The sequence below is a fragment of the Rhodococcus sp. DMU2021 genome (assembly GCF_019641445.1).
GTDB lineage: Bacteria > Actinomycetota > Actinomycetes > Mycobacteriales > Mycobacteriaceae > Rhodococcus > Rhodococcus pyridinivorans.
The window spans coordinates 1-19,082 of record NZ_JAIFKB010000005.1 but is presented as its reverse complement, the minus strand read 5'-3'; the positions used below and the strand labels follow the sequence as shown (position 1 = coordinate 19,082).

Below are 19,082 nucleotides of genomic sequence, written 5' to 3'. Positions count from 1 at the left end.
GAGGGTCGCCCCATGCGGGCGTGCCCGAGGCTCGTCGTAACATGACGCCTTGCCCCGCGATGCTCTAATGGGGCAACTGACCACCCGGTCACAACGGGTGGTCGCGGCCGAAACGGGACGTTCGAGGGAATCGGTACCAGTGGTGAGTGAGTTCTCGCGCGAGGTCGGCGGGCAGCAGGGGGACGAGGCTCGGACGAACCTCGACGACGTCCGGAACGCCGATCCGGCACGGACGGACCGCGGCAGCCGGCCCCGTCGGCGCCCTGCCCGGAGGCGCGGACCGCGTGCCGTGCTCCTTCCGCAGTTGCTGGCGGCTGCCGTGGAACGAGACCCGGCGGCCACGGCCGTGGTCTTCGGCGACCGTTCCCTGACCTACGCCGAACTCGACGCCGCGTCGTCGCGAACGGCTCGTCTCCTGATCGACCGGGGGGTCGGCCCGGAGGACGTGGTCGCGGTATCGCTCGCCCGTTCGATCGAGTCCGTGCTCGCGGTGTGGTCGGTCGCCAAGTCGGGCGCGGCATTCGTTCCCGTCGACCCGAACTATCCGGCAGACCGCATCGAGTTCATGATCGACGACTCCGGTGCACGCCTGGGTCTGACCCGGTCGGCCTCGGTGGCCGCGCTGCCCGAGACCGTCGAGTGGATCGCGCTCGACGATCCGCAGACGATCACCGATGCCGACGCTCTGCCGTCCGCTCCCGTGAGCTTCGACGAGCGGGTGCTGCCGCTGCGGGCCGAGAACCCGGCCTATGTCATCTACACCTCGGGTTCGACGGGCCGGCCGAAGGGCGTCCCCGTCACCCACACGGGCCTCGACGACCTCGCGCAGGAAGTCGCGGCACGCTTCGATCTGACACCGCAGTCGCGCGTGCTGCACGTGGCGTCGCCGAGCTTCGACGCGTCGGTCTTCGAATGGTTGATGACGATCTCCGTCGGCGCGACCATGGTCGTCGCACCGCCCACCGTGTTCGGCGGGGACGAGCTCGCCGAACTGCTACGCCGCGAGCGCGTGACGCACGCCGTGATCACCCCGGCCGTGCTGACCTCGATCGACCCGAGCACTCTGACCGATCTGGAGATGGTGCTCTCCGCTGGTGAGGCATGTCCGCCGGATGTCGTGGAGCGCTGGGCACCCGGGCGCCGATTCTTCAACGGTTACGGACCGACCGAGTCGACGATCATGACGCACTGCAGCGGGCCGCTCGAACCGGGACGGCCCGTGACGATCGGTACGCCGGTTCGCAATCTGAGCGCGTCCGTCCTCGACGCCCGCCTGAATCCGGTCGCTCCCGGCGTGGCCGGTGAACTGTACGTGTCCGGGACGGCTCTGGCCAGAGGCTATCGGGGACGCCCCGGTCTGACCGCAGAACGATTCGTCGCAGGGCCGGGCGGTACCAGGCTCTACCGTACCGGCGATCTCGTCCGTACCTCCCGCGGCACGAACGGCGAATTGATCTACCTGGGACGCAACGACTTCCAGGTCAAGATCCGCGGTTTCCGAGTCGAACTCGGTGAGATAGACGCAGCGCTCGCCGCCTGTGACGGAGTCGATTTCGCGATGACGGTGGGTCGCGAGACGCCGGCGGGTCAAGCGCAGTTGGTGTCCTACCTGCACTCCTCGGAGGGGGTGGGGATCGACACCCGCGTGGTTACCGAAGAGATATCGAACGTTCTTCCGTCGCATATGGTTCCGTCGGTGATCGTCGTACTGGACGAGATCCCGCTGACGCCGTCCGGCAAGGTCGATCGCGCGGCGCTGCCGGACCCCGATCCGGTGACCGTCGAGTTCCGCCCGCCTGTCACGGATACCGAGATCGCTGTCGCCGAGGAGTTCGCGACGCTGCTCGGCCTGGAACGGGTGGGTCTCGACGGCGACTTCTTCGATCTCGGCGGCAACTCGCTCGTGGCGACCCGGGTGGCGGCCCGGCTCGGTGAACGCCTCGACACCCGTGTGCCGGCCCGACTGTTGTTCGAGGGCTCGACCGTGGCTGCGCTCGCCGCGCTGATCGAACCCCTCGGCACCGGCGGCCGTATCCCGCTCACCGCCGGTACGCGGCCCGAGACGATTCCGCTGTCGCTCGCCCAGCAACGGATGTGGTTCCTCAGCCGGTTCGACACCGGCTCGGCAGCGAACAACATTCCCGTCGCGCTCCGGCTGCGCGGGGCGCTCGACGTCGACGCACTCCGCGCGGCGATCGCCGACCTCGTGGATCGGCACGAAACGCTCCGCACCGTCTACCCCGATCGCGACGGGGTGGGCAGTCAGGTGATCCTTCCCCCGTCGGCGGCCACCCCGACTGTGCGTGTCGAGGACGTCCCGGTCTCCGACGTGGAGAACCGCGTCCTGCGCACCGTGTCGGCCGGTTTCGACGTGACGACAGAGGTGCCGCTGCGGCTCGAACTCCTGCGGGTCGCGCCCGACGAGCACGTCCTGGTCATCGTCGTCCACCACATCGCCGCAGACGGGGCGTCCACCGAACCGTTCGTACGCGACCTCGTCACCGCCTACCTCGCCCGCACCGCCGGAGCGGTCCCCGGCTGGCAACCGCTCGCCGTGCAGTACGCCGACTACACCCTGTGGCAGCGTGCGGTGCTCGGCTCCGAGGACGATCCTGATTCTCCGGTGGCGAAGGAGATCGCGTACTGGACGTCCGTTCTCGCCGACCTACCGGACCGGCTCGAACTCCCTACGGACCGGCCCCGGCCGGTCGAGGCGTCGGGCCGCGGCGCCACCGTCGATTTCGAGATCGATCCGGCACTGCACGCGGCCGTCGCCGAACTCGGCCGGGCAGCGGGATGTTCGCCGTTCATGGTCGTCCACGCAGCCTTCGCGGTGTTGTTGTCGAGGATCTCGGGCGCACGCGACATCGCGATCGGCACACCCGTCGCCGGGCGTGGCGAGCAGGCCCTCGACGACCTCATCGGCATGTTCGTCAACACCCTTGTGCTGCGGACCGACATCACGCCCGACCTGACCTGCGCCGAGCTCCTGCACCGGGTCCGCGATACCGACATCGACGCATTCGCGCACGCCGATCTGCCGTTCGAGCGGCTCGTGGAGATCCTCGATCCGGTCCGCTCCGCGGGGCACCACCCGCTCTTCCAGGTCGCCCTGTTCTTCCAGAACATGGCGCAGCCCGAACTCGCGCTGCACGATCTCGAGCTCGTACCTGTGGATCTCGGCGGAAGCATCGCCAAGTTCGATCTCCAGCTCACGGTGACCCCCCGGGAGGTGGACGGGCACCCCGCCGGAATCGGAGCCCAGTTCACCTACGCCACCGATCTTTTCGACGACTCGACCGTTCGCGCCCTGGCGGATCGCTTGGTGTCGGTGCTCGGAGCCTTCGCGAGCGACGCCGACATCCCGGTCGGGGAGATCGACCTGCTGACCCCGCACGAGCGTCATGCACTCACCGTCGGGGTCAACGCGACCGACCATCCGACGGACACGGGGACACTGCTGTCACGTTATCGAGCCCAGGTCGACCGCGTCCCGGGAGCGACCGCGGTCCTCTTCGGCGACGAGTCGCTCACCTATGCCGAGTTCGACGCACGCGTCAACCGACTCGCGCGGCACCTGATCTCGTCCGGGGTCGGACCCGAATCGCTCGTGGCCCTGGGGATCCGGAGGTCGATCGATCTCGTGGTCGCCATGTACGCGGTCGTCACCGCCGGCGGCGCCTACGTGCCGCTCGATCCCGACCATCCGGCCGATCGGATCGGTCACATCCTCGACACCGCCCGACCGGTGTGTGTGCTCAGCACGAGCGCGGACGCCGGCGACCTCCCCGAGGGAATCGCCCCGATCCTCCTCGACACCCTGGAGGCGGATGTGTACGACGCGCATCCTGTCCGGGAGGACGAACTGCGCGGCACCGTACAGCCCGCATCACCGGCCTACGTGATCTTCACGTCGGGTTCGACGGGACGGCCGAAGGGTGTGTCCGTCCCCCACGAAGCGATCGTCAACCAGCTCGAGTGGATGGCTGCCGAGTACGACATCGCCGGGAGCGATGTGTACCTGCAGAAGACCGCCACGACCTTCGACGTCTCGCTCTGGGGCTACTTCCTGCCACTGCGCACCGGGGGCACCCTCGTCGTGGCGCCGCACGACGCCCATCGCGACCCGGCCTGGGTGGCGGATGCCGTCACACGCCACCGCGTCACCCTCACCGATTTCGTCCCGTCGATGCTCACCGTCTTCGCCGCACAGGCACCCGCCGGCAGCTGCGCGAGCCTGCGGCACGTGTTCGTCATCGGAGAGGCACTGCCGCCGGAAACGGTGTCGGCCTTCCGCCGGCTCGGCGATGCGGCGCTCCACAATCTCTACGGCCCGACCGAGGCGGCGGTCTCGGCGACCTACTGGCCGGCCGACGGCGACGGTCACTCCGTGCCGATCGGTGTGCCCGAATGGAACGTGCAGGTCTACGTCCTCGACTCGCGTCTGGCTCCCACACCCGTCGGGACGCCGGGTGAGCTGTATCTCGGCGGGGTTCAACTCGCTCGGGGTTACGAGAAGCGCCCCGACCTGTCCTCCGACAGGTTCGTCGCGAGTCCGCTCGGACGACCGGGGAGCCGGATGTACCGCACCGGCGACCTCGTGCGGTGGCGTCGTACCGTTGCGGGAGAGCTCGTCCTGGACTATCTGGGTCGCACCGACTTCCAGGTCAAGTTCCGCGGCCAGCGCATCGAGCTCGGCGAGATCGAGACGGCTCTGCTCGGCTGTGCCGAGGTATCGCAGGCAGTCGCGCTCGTCGTGCCCACATCCACCGGTGAGCAACTGGTCGCGTACGTCGTGCCGGCACCGGGACACACCGTCGACCGGGCGGCGCTGCTCGATGCGGTGAAGAAGACGTTGCCTTCCTACATGGTGCCCTCGGCCGTCGTCGCGCTCGACGAGTTCCCCTTGAACACCAGCGGAAAGCTCGACCGCAAGGCCCTGCCCGCACCGGTCTTCGAAGCACGCGAGTTCCGTGCGGCCCGTACCCCGATCGAGGAGATCGTGGCAGGTGTCTACGCCGACGTGCTCGGCGTGGCCCGGGTGGGTGCCGACGACGACTTCTTCGAACTCGGCGGCAACTCGCTCGTCGCGACGCGCGTCGCATCACGGATCTCCGACGCACTCGGCACGAGGGTCCCGGTTCGGGAACTGTTCGAATCGCCCACGGTCGCGGCGCTGGCCGTGCGCCTCGAATCACACGGAACAGGTGAGGACCGGCCCCGTCTCGAGGCCCGGCCCCGTCCCGAGCGCGTGCCACTGTCGCTCGCACAGCAGCGCATGTGGTTCCTCAACCGATTCGATCCGGAATCGCCGGCCTACAACCTGCCGGTGGCGCTCCGGATCACGGGATCTCTCGACGCCCGGGCTCTCGAAGCCGCGGTCGCCGACGTGATCGATCGGCACGAAATCCTGCGCACCGTCTACCCGGAGTCCGAGGACGGTCCGGTGCAGGTCGTGCTGCCGGCGGCCGGGTCCGTTCCCGATCTGACACCGGTCGAGATCGTCCCCGGTGATCTCGAGACCGCCGTCACCGCGCTGGCCGTCGCCGGATTCGACGTCACAACCGATGCCCCGCTTCGTGCCAGGCTGTTCCGCCTGGATGCCGACGACCACGTGCTCGCGTTCGTCGTCCACCACATCAGTGCCGACGCGTCGTCGATGGCGCCGCTCACCCGCGACCTGATGACCGCGTACATGTCGCGACTCGCAGGTGAACGTCCGTCGTGGACGCCGCTGCCGGTGCAGTACGCCGACTACAGCCTGTGGCAACGCGAGGTGCTCGGCTCCGAATCCGATGCGGATTCCGTCGCGGCAGCGCAGATCCGGTACTGGGTCGAGACCCTCGACGGTCTTCCCGACCAGCTGGAACTGCCGATCGACCGTCCCCGCCCACCGGTGCAGTCCCTGCGGGGCCGCCGCGTTCCGTTGCGGATCCCGGCGGACGTGCACTCCGCGCTGTCGTCTCTCTCGCGCGAGCGCGGGGCGTCGCTGTTCATGACGTTCCATGCAGCGCTCGCGGTCCTCCTGTCACGATTGAGCGCGAGTTCCGACGTCGCGGTCGGCACGCCGATCGCGGGTCGCGGCGAGGCCCGGCTCGACGACGTCATCGGCATGTTCGTCAACACGCTCGTGTTCCGCACCCGAGTGGACGACGACGCGCGATTCGGCGAGCTCCTCGACCGCGTGCGGGAGATCGATCTCGACGCCTACGCCAATGCGGACCTGCCGTTCGAGAGGATCGTCGAGATCCTCAACCCCACCAGATCGCAGGCGCGGCACCCCCTGTTCCAGGTAGGCCTGTCGTTCCAGAACGTCGAGCGGTCGAGCCTCGAACTGCCGGGCCTGACGGTCACGGGTCTCGACATCGAGACCGAGATCTCCCAATTCGATCTGCACTTCATCGTCGCGGACCATTACGCCGAGGACGGATCGCCCCTCGGTGTCGGCGGTTTCGTCACCTACGCCACCGACCTGTTCGACGAGTCCACGGTCGTGCGGTTCACCGAACTGCTCGAGACGGTCCTGCGCGCGGTGACCGCCGACCCGGACGTCGTGGTGGGCGACATCGATCTGCTCGGGGAGGCCGATCGGCAACGGCTCGCCGAGCTCGACGACACCGACCGGACCACGGACGGTTCCGCCACATTGGCGACCCTGTTCGACGAGCAGGTCGCACGCCGACCGGACGCGGTGGCTCTCGTATCGGGTGACAGGCACTGGACCTATGCGGAGCTCGACACCGAGGTCAACCGGCTCGCGCACATGCTGCTCGAGTGGGGTGTCGGTACGGAGGATCGTGTCGCGCTCCTCCTGCCGCGTTGTGCGGAGCTCCCCATCGCGATGTACGCGGTCGCGAAGACGGGTGCGGCATACGTACCGATCGATCCCGCGATGCCCGTGGCCCGCGTCGAGTACATCCTGGAGACGAGCGCCCCCACGGTCGTCCTCACGAACGGCGACGCTCGCCGGACCTGCGCCCTCGATCTGCCGAAGATCGTCGACCTCGACGAGATCGACACGGCCCGGTATCCGTCCGGTCCGGTACTCGACGCGCACCGGAGCTCACCGCTGCGGCCCGACGATCTCGCATACGTGATCTTCACGTCCGGGTCGACCGGCCGGCCGAAGGGCGTCGCGGTCAGCCACCGCGCCGTCACCAACCAGTTGCTCTGGAAGGCCGAGGAATTCGATCTCGGCCCCGACGACGTCGTGCTCCTCAAGACCGCCTCGACGTTCGATCTGTCGGTGTGGGAGTTCTGGTCGGCGCCCACCACAGGCGGCCGGTTGGTCGTGGCACGACCGGACGGTCATCAGGACCCGGACTATCTGCTTGCCACGATGCAGGAGCAAGGTGTCACCGTCGTGCACCTGGTGCCCTCGATGCTCGAGATGCTCATGACCGCCTCGGAGGGGTCGCTCCCCGAATCCGTGCGCGTCGTCCTCGCGATCGGTGAAGCGCTGCCGGCCACGACCGCTCGCGCGTTCCGCCGCACCCACCGTGCAGCACTGTTCAACCTCTACGGCCCGACCGAAGCCGCCGTGTCGGTCACCTCGCACGAGGTCGACGACGCGGACGAGCACGTCGTGCCCATCGGCACACCCGAATGGAACACCCGCGTCCACATCCTCGATCGGCGCCTCCATCCGGTGCCTGCCGGGGTGATCGGGGAGCTCTACCTCGCCGGTATCCAGCTCGCCCGCGGCTACCAGGATCGACCGGCACTGACGGCGGACCGTTTCGTCGCCGACCCGTTCGGACCGGCCGGGACGCGCATGTACCGCACCGGTGATCTCGCGGTGCTCCGCACCGACGGCGAGATCGAGTACCGGGGCCGCTCCGACTTCCAGGTGAAGATCCGCGGTTTCCGCATCGAACTCGAGGAGATCGAATCGGCACTCCGTCGCCTCGACGATATCGCTGCGGCCGTCGTGACCGCGCACCACGATGCGCGTCTCGGTGATCGGCTCGTCGCGTACCTGGTTCCCGCTGCCGGTGCGGTCGTCGACACCGGCCGGGTTGCCGAGGCTCTCGCCCGGGAACTGCCCGGATACATGATCCCCGGGGCGTTCGTCGTTCTGACCGAGCTTCCGCTGACCGCCAACGGAAAGCTCCACCGCGCAGCACTTCCCGCGCCCGTCTTCGAGTCCACGGAGTTCCGCGCCCCGACCACGACGATCGAGCAGACCGTGGCCGGTGTGTTCGCAGATGTGCTCGGCGTCGACCGCATCGGTCTGGACGACGACTTCTTCGATCTCGGCGGCAACTCGTTGCTCGCCACCCAGGTCGTCGCGCGTCTCGGTAAGATGTCGGGACTGCGCGTTCCCGTCCGCGCACTGTTCGAGGCCCCCGGTGTGGGTGCGCTCGCTGCCCGCCTCGAGCAGTTCTCCGCGGTCGAACACCACGAACCTCTCGTCCCAGTGATTCGCCCGGTAGAGATACCCCTCTCGCTCGCGCAGCAGCGGATGTGGTTCGTCAACCAGTTCGACACGTCCTCGCCCGCCTACAACGTCGCTGCGGCGGTGCGGCTGTCCGGATCGCTCGACGCCGAGGCCCTGCAGCACGCCGTCGACGACATCGTGGCGCGACACGAGACCCTCCGTACGCGATATCCGCGCGGGACGGAAGGTCCGATCCAGCAGATCCTCCCGGCAGTGGAGGCCACCGTTCGCCTCGAACCCGTCGACGTGACCGAGACCGACCTGCCGGCCCGGGTACACGACATCGTCGCGCGCGGCTTCGATGTCACCACCGAGATCCCGGTCCGGCTCGCGCTGTTCCGTCTCGCCGCGACCGAGCACGTCCTCGTGACGGTGGTGCACCACATCAGCGCCGACGGCTGGTCGGTCGGGCCGCTCACGCGAGACCTCGTGGTCGCCTACAGTGCACGCTCGGCGGGCGCGGTGCCCGCTTGGGCGGCACTCCCGATCCAGTACGCCGACTTCGCTCTGTGGCAGCGACGGATGCTCGGTGCGGAGGACGATCCCGCCTCGGTTCTCGCCGGACAGGCGGCCTACTGGAAGAACGCTCTCACCGGGATCGCCGACGAGATCGCCCTGCCCACCGATCGTCCGCGCCCGCCCGTGCAGTCGATGCGAGGTGGCAAGGTGCGCTTCGTCGTCGACCCGTCGACCCATCACGGGCTCACCGAGGTCGCCCGCACGCACAACGCGACCCTGTTCATGGTGCTGCACGCCGCACTCGCCGGCTTCCTGCACCGCATCACCGGTGACGTCGACATCGCGATCGGTACGCCCGTCGCCGGCCGCGGACACGAGGAACTCGACGACCTGATCGGTATGTTCGTCAACACTCTCGTGCTGCGGACCGCGCCGCGTGGCGACCGGTCGTTCGCCGACCTGCTCGCCGAGGCACGTGAGACGGATCTCGATGCGTTCGCACACGCCGATATCCCGTTCGAGAGTCTGGTCGAGATCCTGGCGCCGGAACGGTCCACCGCGCGGCAGCCACTGTTCCAGGTCGCACTCTCCTTCGAGAACCTGGGCCGGACCGGTTTCGATCTGCCGGGCCTGAGTTTCGGAATCGTGGATTCCGATATCGACGTCGCCAAATTCGACCTGTCGCTCACCCTCGCCGAACAATTCGATCAGGCCGGCGAACCGGCCGGTATGGCGGCCGAGTTCTCGTATGCACGAGACCTGTTCGACGAGAACACGATCGACGGCTTCGCGCGTCGCTTCGTGCGTTTCCTCGACGGTGTCCTCACCGACACCGACCGGGCGATCGGCGACGTGGACATCCTCGACGCCGAGGAGCGTGCACGTCTCGCGGGAGTGCGCGGCGCCGAATCGGTCGAGCCGCAGACCCTGTCACGGCTCCTGTCGCTCGCTGTGGCGGGGGGACCGGACCGCACCGCCGTGCGTTGCGGCGACGAGGCACTGACCTATCGCGAGCTGGACGAGCAGACGAACCGTCTCGCCCGGGTGCTCCTCGACCACGGTGCAGGTCCGGAGACGTTCGTCGGCCTCGCCTTCCCACGCTCGATCGACATGATCCGGGCGGTATGGGCGGTCGCCAAGACGGGGGCGGCCTATGTGCCCATCGACCCCGACTATCCGGCCGACCGTATCGCCTACATGCTGGAGGATTCGGGAGCAGGTCTCGGCGTCACCTCCTCGGCTCACGCCGGCAGGCTCCCCGACGCCGAGTGGCTCGTGCTCGACGACGACGAGTTCCGGGACAGATGCGACCGGATGTCGTCCGAACCGATCGAGGCGACGGAACTGCACGGCGCGATCCGCGTCGGCAACGCGGCCTACGTCATCTACACTTCCGGCTCCACCGGCCGGCCGAAGGGTGTCGTCTCGACCCATGCGGGTCTGGCGAATCTTGCACGCGCGCAATGCGAGACCTTCCGAATCACAGCCGACGCACGCACCCTGCAGTTCGCTTCACCGAGCTTCGATGCGTCCGTGCTCGAGATGCTGCTCGCGGTCGGAGCGGGAGCGACGATGGTGATCGTGCCGCCCGCGATCTACGGCGGCGAGGAACTTGCGGCCGTCCTGCGGCGCGAGGCCGTCACGCACGCCTTCGTCACTCCGGCCGCGCTGGCCACCGTCGATCCGTCCGGCCTCGGTGAACTCGAGGCGGTGATGGTCGGCGGCGAGGCGTACTCCTCCGATCTGGTGACCCGGTGGGGAAGCGACCGTCGGTTCTACAACGTGTACGGCCCGACCGAGACCACGTGTATCACCACCAGCTCCGAACCGCTCGTGCCGGGAGGCGCGATGCCTATCGGTCATCCGTTGCGCGGTGTGGGTGTGCACGTGCTCGATGCCCGACTGCATCCCGTCCCGCTCGGCGTCACCGGCGAACTCTACCTCTCGGGACCGGCGCTGACCCGCGGATATCACCGCCGGGCCGGGCTCACCTCGGAACGGTTCGTCGCATCCCCGTTCGGCGACGGGCAACGCCTGTACCGCACGGGCGATCTCGTCCGCTGGGCCGCAGGCGGAGAACTCGAGTACGTCGGACGTGCCGACCAGCAGGTCAAGATCCGCGGGTTCCGGATCGAACTGGGGGAGGTCGACGCGACCTTCGTCGCACATCCGGACGTCGACTTCGCGGCTACTCTCGGGCACGAGACCGCAGCCGGCGCCGTAGTTCTCGTGACCTACGTCAAGCCGTGCGAAGCGCGGACCGTCGACACCGACGAACTGCTCGCGTTCGTGGCCAGGTCGCTGCCCGACTACATGGTGCCCACGACCGTCGTCGTCATCGACCGGGTGCCGTTGACCCCGGTGGGCAAGCTCGACAAGAAGGCCCTGCCGGAACCGGTGTTCGCTTCCGCGGAGCGTCGCGCACCGTCGACTCCGGCGGAGACCGCGATCGCCGGGATCTTCGTCGAGATCCTCGGTGTCGACGAGATCGGCGCCGACGACTCGTTCTTCGCCCTCGGCGGCGACAGTATCGTGTCCATCCAGTTCGTCGCCCGAGCCCGGGCGCTCGGATTCGAACTGAGCCCGCGCGACGTCTTCGAACGGAAGACGGTCGCGGCACTCGCCGAACTCGTCGATGCCGGGGCTGCCACGGAGGCGGGGGAGGCGGAGGCGGATCCTGCAGCCGAGGACACCGCTCCTCGGACACCCGAGATCGCGCGTGTTCGCGCAGGCGGGCACCACGGTGTCACGAGTGTCGTCATCGAGATGCCGGGCGGAGTCGACGACGACGGTCCGGCCGAGTGCCTGACCGCTGTACTTGCGGCGCATCCGCTGCTGCGTCTGGTCGTGCCGCGCGAGGTCGACGAGCCCCCGCGGGTCGTTGCCGCGTCGGCCCTCGATATCTCGAAGGTGTTGCGGCACAAGGTAGTCGAAGGCCCCCTTGCGCTCGAGGTGATCGTCGACGGCGTCGTGCGGGAGGCCGCAGACCGGCTGGACCCGGCTGCCGGCATCGTCGTGCAATTCGTCCGGGTGTCCGCCGGTGACTCCGATCTGCTCGTGGCCGTCGGCGACGCGGTCGCCGTCGACGGAGTGTCGTGGCAGGTGCTCGCCGACGATCTGGCCGCCGCCTGGACCGCCCGTGCCGCCGGTCGCGCCCCCACCGTGGCGGCCGAGAAGGTCTCGGCGCGGGCATGGTCGAACACGTTCGCGATGCCTCCTGCCGCGCCGGTGACGAGAGTCGCGACTGCGGATTCGGACGAGCGGGCCCCCCTCGGGGCCATCGTCCGTCATTCGGCCTCGGACACCGCATCCGTCTTCGCCGATCTTGCTGCGGCTTTCCGCGCCGAACCGATCGACGTGCTCGTCGCGGTCGCTGCGGTCGCGGTCACCGGCACCCGCGGGTCGACACAGGTCGATCTCGTGGTGGGCGCCGACGGGCGACGACTCGCATCTGCGGCCGGTACGTCCCGGACGGTCGGCGGTCTGCAGGTGCAGTATCCGGCGCACATCGACCTGGAGTGGGTCGGGGAACTCACCGGGCCCGAAGGGGCAGCCCCACTCGTCAAGGCCGTCAAGGAACAACTCCGTGCGGCGCTACGCCGGTCGCCCGACGACGCGGTGACGGCTGGTCCCGACACGATGGTGACCCTGCACGGCGAACCACGCGCCGGGGACATGCGCGAGGCCTGGCGATTGTCCGCCGAGCACGGGATCCGGCCCGTCTTCCGTACCGCACCGGAACATCGGCTCGAAATCCACGCCTCGTCGGTCGCGGGGGAACTCGCCGTGACCCTCACCGCCGATCCCGCGCGCGTCCACGAAGACGAACTCGCCGACGTGATCCGGACATGGACCGCGACGGTGGACGCACTCGCCCGGTACGCGGCACAACCCGGTATCGGCGGACTCACCCCCTCCGACCTACCCCTCGTCGACGCGGATGCCGACGACATCGAGATATGGGAGCAGCGGTACCCGGGCCTCGAGGACGTGTGGCCGCTCACCCCGCTACAGCAGGGCATGTTGTTCCACGCCCTGCTCGCGAGCGACGGCGTCGACGTGTACACGACCCAGTTCGTGCTCCGTCTCCGCGGTGATCTCGACACCGCCCGCTTGCACCGGGCCGCACAGACCCTGCTCGACCGTTACCCCAACCTGTGCGCGGCGTTCACCACGACGCGCAGCGGTGTGCCGGTGCAGGTCGTGCAGCGCGGGATCGAGGTTCCGTGGCGTGAGGTGGACGTCACCGAGGCCGGCGACCCGGACGCGATCGACGCGCGCATCGAGCAGGCGAAAGCAGAGGATCTCGCAACGCATTTCGTGATGGACCGCGCCCCGCTGCTCCGGTTCACCCTGTTCCGTGCCGCCTCGGACCGTGTCGATCTGCTCGTCACGAGCCATCACATCCTCATCGACGGCTGGTCGATGCCGCTGCTGATGCGCGACATGCTCGTGCTGTACGCAGCCGACGCGGATCCGGCCGTGCTGCCGCCCGTCGCTCCCTATCGGGACTATCTCGAGTGGCTGCACGCACGGGATCACGCCGAATCGCGGGAGGCATGGAAGCGCTCGCTCGACGGCCTGGACGGTCCCACGACGATCACCACGCTCGACACCGCTCGCGGGATCGAGGCGGGCATCGGCGAAGCCGGTTTCGAACTCACGCCGGACACCACGGCGAAGCTGTCCGCGACGGCGCGTCGACTCGGCGTCACCCTCAACAGCATGGTGCAGACGGCATGGGGGCTGTTGCTCTCCCGGATGACCGACCGCGACGACGTCGTCTTCGGCGCCACCGTATCCGGACGTCCGCCACAGCTACCCGGTATCGAGTCGATGGTCGGCCTGTTCCTCAACGCCGTCCCCGTCCGGGTGCGCATCGACCCGGACGAGACCGTCGCGAACCTGGCTTCGACGGTGCAACGCGAACAGGGTGAGCTCCTCGATCACCACTATCTCGGGTTGGCCGAGATCCAGGAGTCGGCCGGTGCGGACGCACTGTTCGACTCGCTCGTGGTTTTCGAATCGTTCCCGGTGGACGCGGCCGCCCTGTCGGAGGCGCGCTCCGGCATCGGTCTCGACGTCGCCGCCGTGGACGCGGCCAGCGGCACACACTATCCGCTGACACTCATGGTGGTCGCCGACGACCGGGTTCGGGTGACGGTGAAGTATCTGGAAGACGTGATCGGCGGGACCTTCGCGCGCGACGTGGCCGGCCGGCTGGAGGTCGTGCTCGACGCGTTCGCCGAGTCGGTCGACCGGCGGATCGGGCAGCTCGACGTGTCGACCGGACACGATCGGGCGCGTCTCGACCGATGGAATGCGACGGACGTCCCCGAACTGCTCGACGAGGCGACGCTGGTGTCATTGTTCGAGGAGCAGGCGGCCCGCACCCCACAGGTTCCGGCACTCGTGTTCGAGGACACCGAGTGGGACTACGCGACCTTCGACGCGGAAGCCAACCGGCTCGCCCGGCACCTCGTCGCACTGGGCGTGGGGCCGGAGACGCTCGTCGCGGTGGCGATGCGGCGCTCGCTCGAACTGCCGCTCGCGATCTACGCGATCGTCAAGGCCGGTGGTGGGTACGTACCCATCGACCCGGATCATCCCGCCGATCGCACCGCGCTCGTACTCGATGGGGCGCGTCCCGCATGCGTCCTCACCACGAGCCGTGAGGGTGTCGACGTCGCGACGACCGTTCCGGTGATCGACGTGGATCGCCTCGACCTCGGTCACCTGCCCTCTCACCCTCTCGACGACTGCGAACGGCTCGGCTCCCTGAGGCCTGACAACACGGCCTACGTGATCTACACGTCGGGGTCGACGGGCCGTCCCAAGGGTGTCCAGATCACCCACCGGCAGGTCGCCAACCAGTTCCGCTGGGCGCAGCGCACATTCCCGCATTCTGTGGGGGATGTGGTCCTGCACAAGACTCCCGTCACCTTCGACATCTCCACATGGGAATTGTTCTGGCCGTTGCAGACCGGGGCGACGGTCGTGGTGGCCCGGCCCGACGGGCACCGCGACCCGCAGTATCTCGCCGAGACGATCCGTCGCCGGTCGGTGAGCTCGGTGCATTTCGTGCCGTCCATGCTCGATGTCTTCTGCGAGTCCGCGGATTCCGGCGACCTCGCATCGCTGAAGTACGTCTTCGCGGCCGGGGAGGAACTGACCGCCGACACCGTCGACGCCTACCGGGCGATCGGCACGGCGGCACTCGTCAACTGGTACGGCCCTGCGGAAGCAACCGTGGTCACCAGTGTGGACACGGCCCGAGTGCACGGCCGGCCGGTGCCGATCGGTGCACCGGTCGCCAACACGACGGTGCACGTACTCGACAGTCGGCTCCGGCCGGTGCCGGTCGGAAGCGTCGGCGAACTGTACGTCGGGGGAGTGCAACTCTCCCGCGGATACGCCCACGCAGCGGTTCTCACGGCGGAGCGTTTCGTCGCCGATCCCCGCAACACCGGAGCGCGGTTGTACCGCACCGGAGACCTCGTCCGGTGGAGAGAGGACGGCAGACTCGACTACCTCGGCCGGTCCGATTTCCAGGTCAAACTGCGCGGGCAGCGCATCGAGCTCGGTGAGATCGAAGCAGTGCTCGTATCGCGACCCGAGGTGGCGCGCGCCGTGGTCACCGTCGTCGCGGGACCGGACGGAGGCGACCGTCTCGCGGCCTATGTCGTCGCTGCCGAAGGAGTGTCGCTGGATGTCGGCGAACTCGCCGTGCATGCGCGGCATTCGCTGCCGTCGTACATGGTGCCTGCGGTCCTCGTGCCCTTGCACGAACTGCCGCTCAACGCCAACGGCAAGCTCGACCGGAAGGCGCTTCCCACCCCGGTGATCGACACCGTCGCGTACACGGCGCCGCGTACTCCGCTCGAGGAGCTCGTCGCAGGCGTCGTCGAGGAGGTCCTCGGCGTCGAGAAGGTCGGTGTGGACGACGACTTCTTCGCGCTCGGCGGCAACTCGTTGAATGCGACGCAGGTCGCGAGCCGGCTCCGCGACAGCGTGGGCGCCGACGTCCGCGTCCAGTGGTTGTTCACCGACCCCACCGTCGCTGCACTGGCAGGACGCATCTCGGCCGAACGCGACGCCAGCGAGGAGTTCGATCCCTTCGCCGACAGTGCGATGCAGGTGCTGCTCCCGCTCCGGGCACGCGGTTCCCGGGCACCACTGTTCTGTGTCCATCCGATGTACGGACTCGCGTGGACGTACTCGGGCCTGACCCGCTTCGTGCACGATCGGCCGATCTACGGCATCCAGTCGAAGGCGCTGTCGGAGGACGGATACCTGCCGGAGTCCCTGGCCGGGATGGCGGCGCGATACGTCGAGGAGATCCGGACGGTGCAGCCACACGGTCCGTACAACCTCATGGGCTGGTCGCTCGGTGGTGTGCTCGCGCACGAGATGGCCGTGCAACTGCAGGCGGCGGGGGAGAGCGTCGACTGCCTCGCCATGCTCGACAGCCATCTGAATCTCGATGTCGGCGACTTCCGGGGAGCGATCCGCGACGAGCTCGAACAGATCGGCGTCGTCCTCGACGACTCGGCCGACGTGACGAGCCTGTCGGACGAGCATCTCCAGCGCGTGATGGAGACCGTTCCGCAGGAGATGGTCACGCTCACCGCGGAGCGTTTCCGCAATCTGTACGAGAGTGCGCTGCGATCGGCGGAACTCATCGCGTCGCACACCCCCGGGGTGTTCGAAGGAGACCTGATGTACTTCAGCGCGGCCGATCATCCGCCCGCCCAGGACGGTGCCGCGGGACGCTGGTCGCACCTGGTGACCGGAACCATCTCGGACGTTCCGATCGACTGTGTGCACGGCGCGATGACCACACCCGAGTCGCTGGCAGCGATCGGGCCGGTGCTCGAGGAACACCTCCACAGGGAGTGGATGTAACGAGTTGCTCCCGGACGACGACGCATGTAACTGTACGTAGGCCGCCATCGGGTAGGTTCCGTTCGAGCATCGGACCGCACCGCGCCCGACGCCGACCACCACTGCCTATTCGAAAAGGTGAGAGAACCGTATGAGGCATCCGATGCGAGGATCCGGACGACTTCGCGTACTGACCGTCGGCGCGGCATGCGCAGTTTTCTCGGCTGCGTTGTCTGTGGCTCCGGCAATTGCCCAGCCGGCAGACCCTGTGGCCGAGAACCAACAGCCGCTCCAGTCGGTGACCAGCGAAAACGGCTCGAAGATCACCCGTATCGAAAACTACGGCGAGCAGCAGCTGCTCGTCTACGTCTACTCCGCCTCGATGGACAAGGAGATCCTGCTCGACGTCTGGCGTCCCGCCGACACCAGCGAGCCGCGCCCGACGCTGTATCTCCTCAACGGAGCCGGTGGTGGCGAGGACAGCGCGACCTGGCGCTTCCGCACCGACGCGATCGAGTTCATGAAGGACAAGAACGTCAACGTCGTCTCCCCGGTCGGTGGCAAATGGAGTTATTACACCGACTGGAAGGAAGAGGACCCGGTTCTCGGTGTCAACAAGTGGGAGACCTTCCTGACGAAGGAGATCCCGCCGCTGATCGACGCGGCGCTCGGTACGAACGGGATCAACGCGATCGCGGGTCTGTCGTCCTCGGGTACGTCGGTCCTGCAGCTGCCCATCGCTGCACCCGGCCTGTACCAGGGCGTCGCGGCGTACAGCGGCTGCGCCCAGACTTCCGACCCGATCGGGCAGCAGTTCGTCAAGCTCGTCGTCGAGACCTGGGGTGGCGGCGACACCCGCAACATGTGGGGTGAGTTGAACGATCCGGCCTGGGCAGAGAACGATCCCTACGTGCACGCCGAGGAGCTGCGCGGTCTCGATCTCTACATCTCCAACGGCACGGGCCTGCCGGGGCGCTACGACACCCTGAACGGTCCGGAGATCGACGGCCAGGTCGACGTGCTCGCCAACCAGATCGTGGTCGGCGGCGTCATCGAAGCGGCGACCAACTACTGCACGCACAACCTCCGTACCCGCCTCGACGAGCTGGACATCCCCGCCACCTACAACTTCCGCGACTCCGGCACCCATTCGTGGGGTTACTGGCAGGACGATCTGAAGGACTCGTGGCCGGTGCTGCAGAAGGCCCTCGGCCTCTGACCGTCCTCGTCGGTCGGTTCGTGTGACCGACCGGAAAGGCCCCTACCGCTTGGCGGGTTCTAACGGTGGTCGCAACACCCCGAGTTTCGGGAGGTTGCGACCACCGTGTCTTTTTCGGAGACGACCACGTCGTTGAAAGTCCGTTTCCTGGCGTTGATGGATGAGGTCGGGAGCGTGGCTGAGGTCGCGCGTCGGCTCGATGTCGATCGGAACACCGCGTATGGATGGGCTCGGCAGGCCGGGTTGTCGTCGCACCGGTTGGGGCATCCATGCAGGGGCCGAGTATCTGCAACTGCGCGGGCTGGGGATGACGCGGCGAGAGGCCGTGGAGCGTGTCGAGGTCGATGAGCGAACTGCGCGTGGCGCACGGGCACGCCCGAAACCGGCGCTGCTCGCCTGAGCTTGGCACGAGCCGGTAGGCGCTGTGCAACCGAGCGGAGGTGAAAGACCTGCGCCGTTGTGCTGTCGCAGCAGCATAACGAAGCTGTGGGCAGCCTGAACCGGGAGACGCCGGCGAGGGGTGGCAAGCAGCCCCGACAACGACGGGACAGGCCAGCACTACCGGATGGTCTGGGTCCGGCAAGCATGAGCATTCCTGGGGCAGGTGCGAGAGCAGGTGAAGTCTCGGACCTTTGCTCCTCTTCCGGTGCGGGAGAGAATGATGCCCAAGCCGGGGAGCGGCAAGCTCAGGCGGCTCGGTATCCCCACGGCGATGGACCGCACGGTGCAAGCGTCGCTGTTGTGCTGGTGTTGGAGCCGATCTTCGAGGCGGATTTCACACCGGTCAGCTACGATTTCCGTCCGAGGCGTCGCGCTCAGGACGCGATCGCCGAGATGCATGCTTGGGGGACCCGAAATCATCATTGGGTGTTCGAGGCCGATATCGCGGCGTGTTTCGACGAATTGGACCATTCCGCGATCGTGGAACAGGTCCGTACGCGAATTGTCGACAAGCGTGTTCGGTCAAGTCCCGTGAGGTGGTGTACGACGTCGTCGCGTGATTCCTCGTCGGTGGATCAGGCGGTCAAGGCCGGTGTCACCTCCTCGGTGCCCTCGGTGACACTGTCGGCGGGCTTGTCG

The 19,082-nt window shown here is 68.0% G+C and carries 3 protein-coding genes and 1 pseudogene; all 4 read left to right on the top strand.

Features of this window, described 5'->3' with window-relative positions; translation table 11 throughout:
• Window positions 1-142 precede the first annotated feature (142 nt).
• Window positions 143-16,804, top strand: coding sequence for an amino acid adenylation domain-containing protein (locus K3M35_RS10390; RefSeq protein ID WP_374107759.1), 16,662 nt, complete (start codon window positions 143-145; stop codon window positions 16,802-16,804).
• Between the two features lie 142 nt (window positions 16,805-16,946).
• The gene (locus K3M35_RS10385; RefSeq protein ID WP_115311488.1) at window positions 16,947-18,002 is read left to right on the top strand and encodes an alpha/beta hydrolase family protein; all 1,056 of its coding nucleotides are present in this window, start codon (window positions 16,947-16,949) and stop codon (window positions 18,000-18,002) included.
• Window positions 18,003-18,158: 156 nt separating this feature from the next.
• Window positions 18,159-18,350 (top strand): helix-turn-helix domain-containing protein, encoded by a 192-nt coding sequence (locus K3M35_RS26880; RefSeq protein ID WP_367889067.1) that lies wholly within the window; start codon window positions 18,159-18,161, stop codon window positions 18,348-18,350.
• Between the two features lie 244 nt (window positions 18,351-18,594).
• A pseudogene (locus K3M35_RS26125) lies at window positions 18,595-18,962 on the top strand (reverse transcriptase domain-containing protein); the annotation flags it as partial.
• Window positions 18,963-19,082 lie beyond the last annotated feature (120 nt).

What these genes read in the sequence shown, in the direction of transcription:
- K3M35_RS10385 (WP_115311488.1), top strand. Translation starts at nt 16,947, where the DNA reads ATGCGAGGATCCGGACGACTTCGCGTACTGACCGTCGGCGCGGCATGC.
- K3M35_RS26880 (WP_367889067.1), top strand. Translation starts at nt 18,159, where the DNA reads ATGGATGAGGTCGGGAGCGTGGCTGAGGTCGCGCGTCGGCTCGATGTC.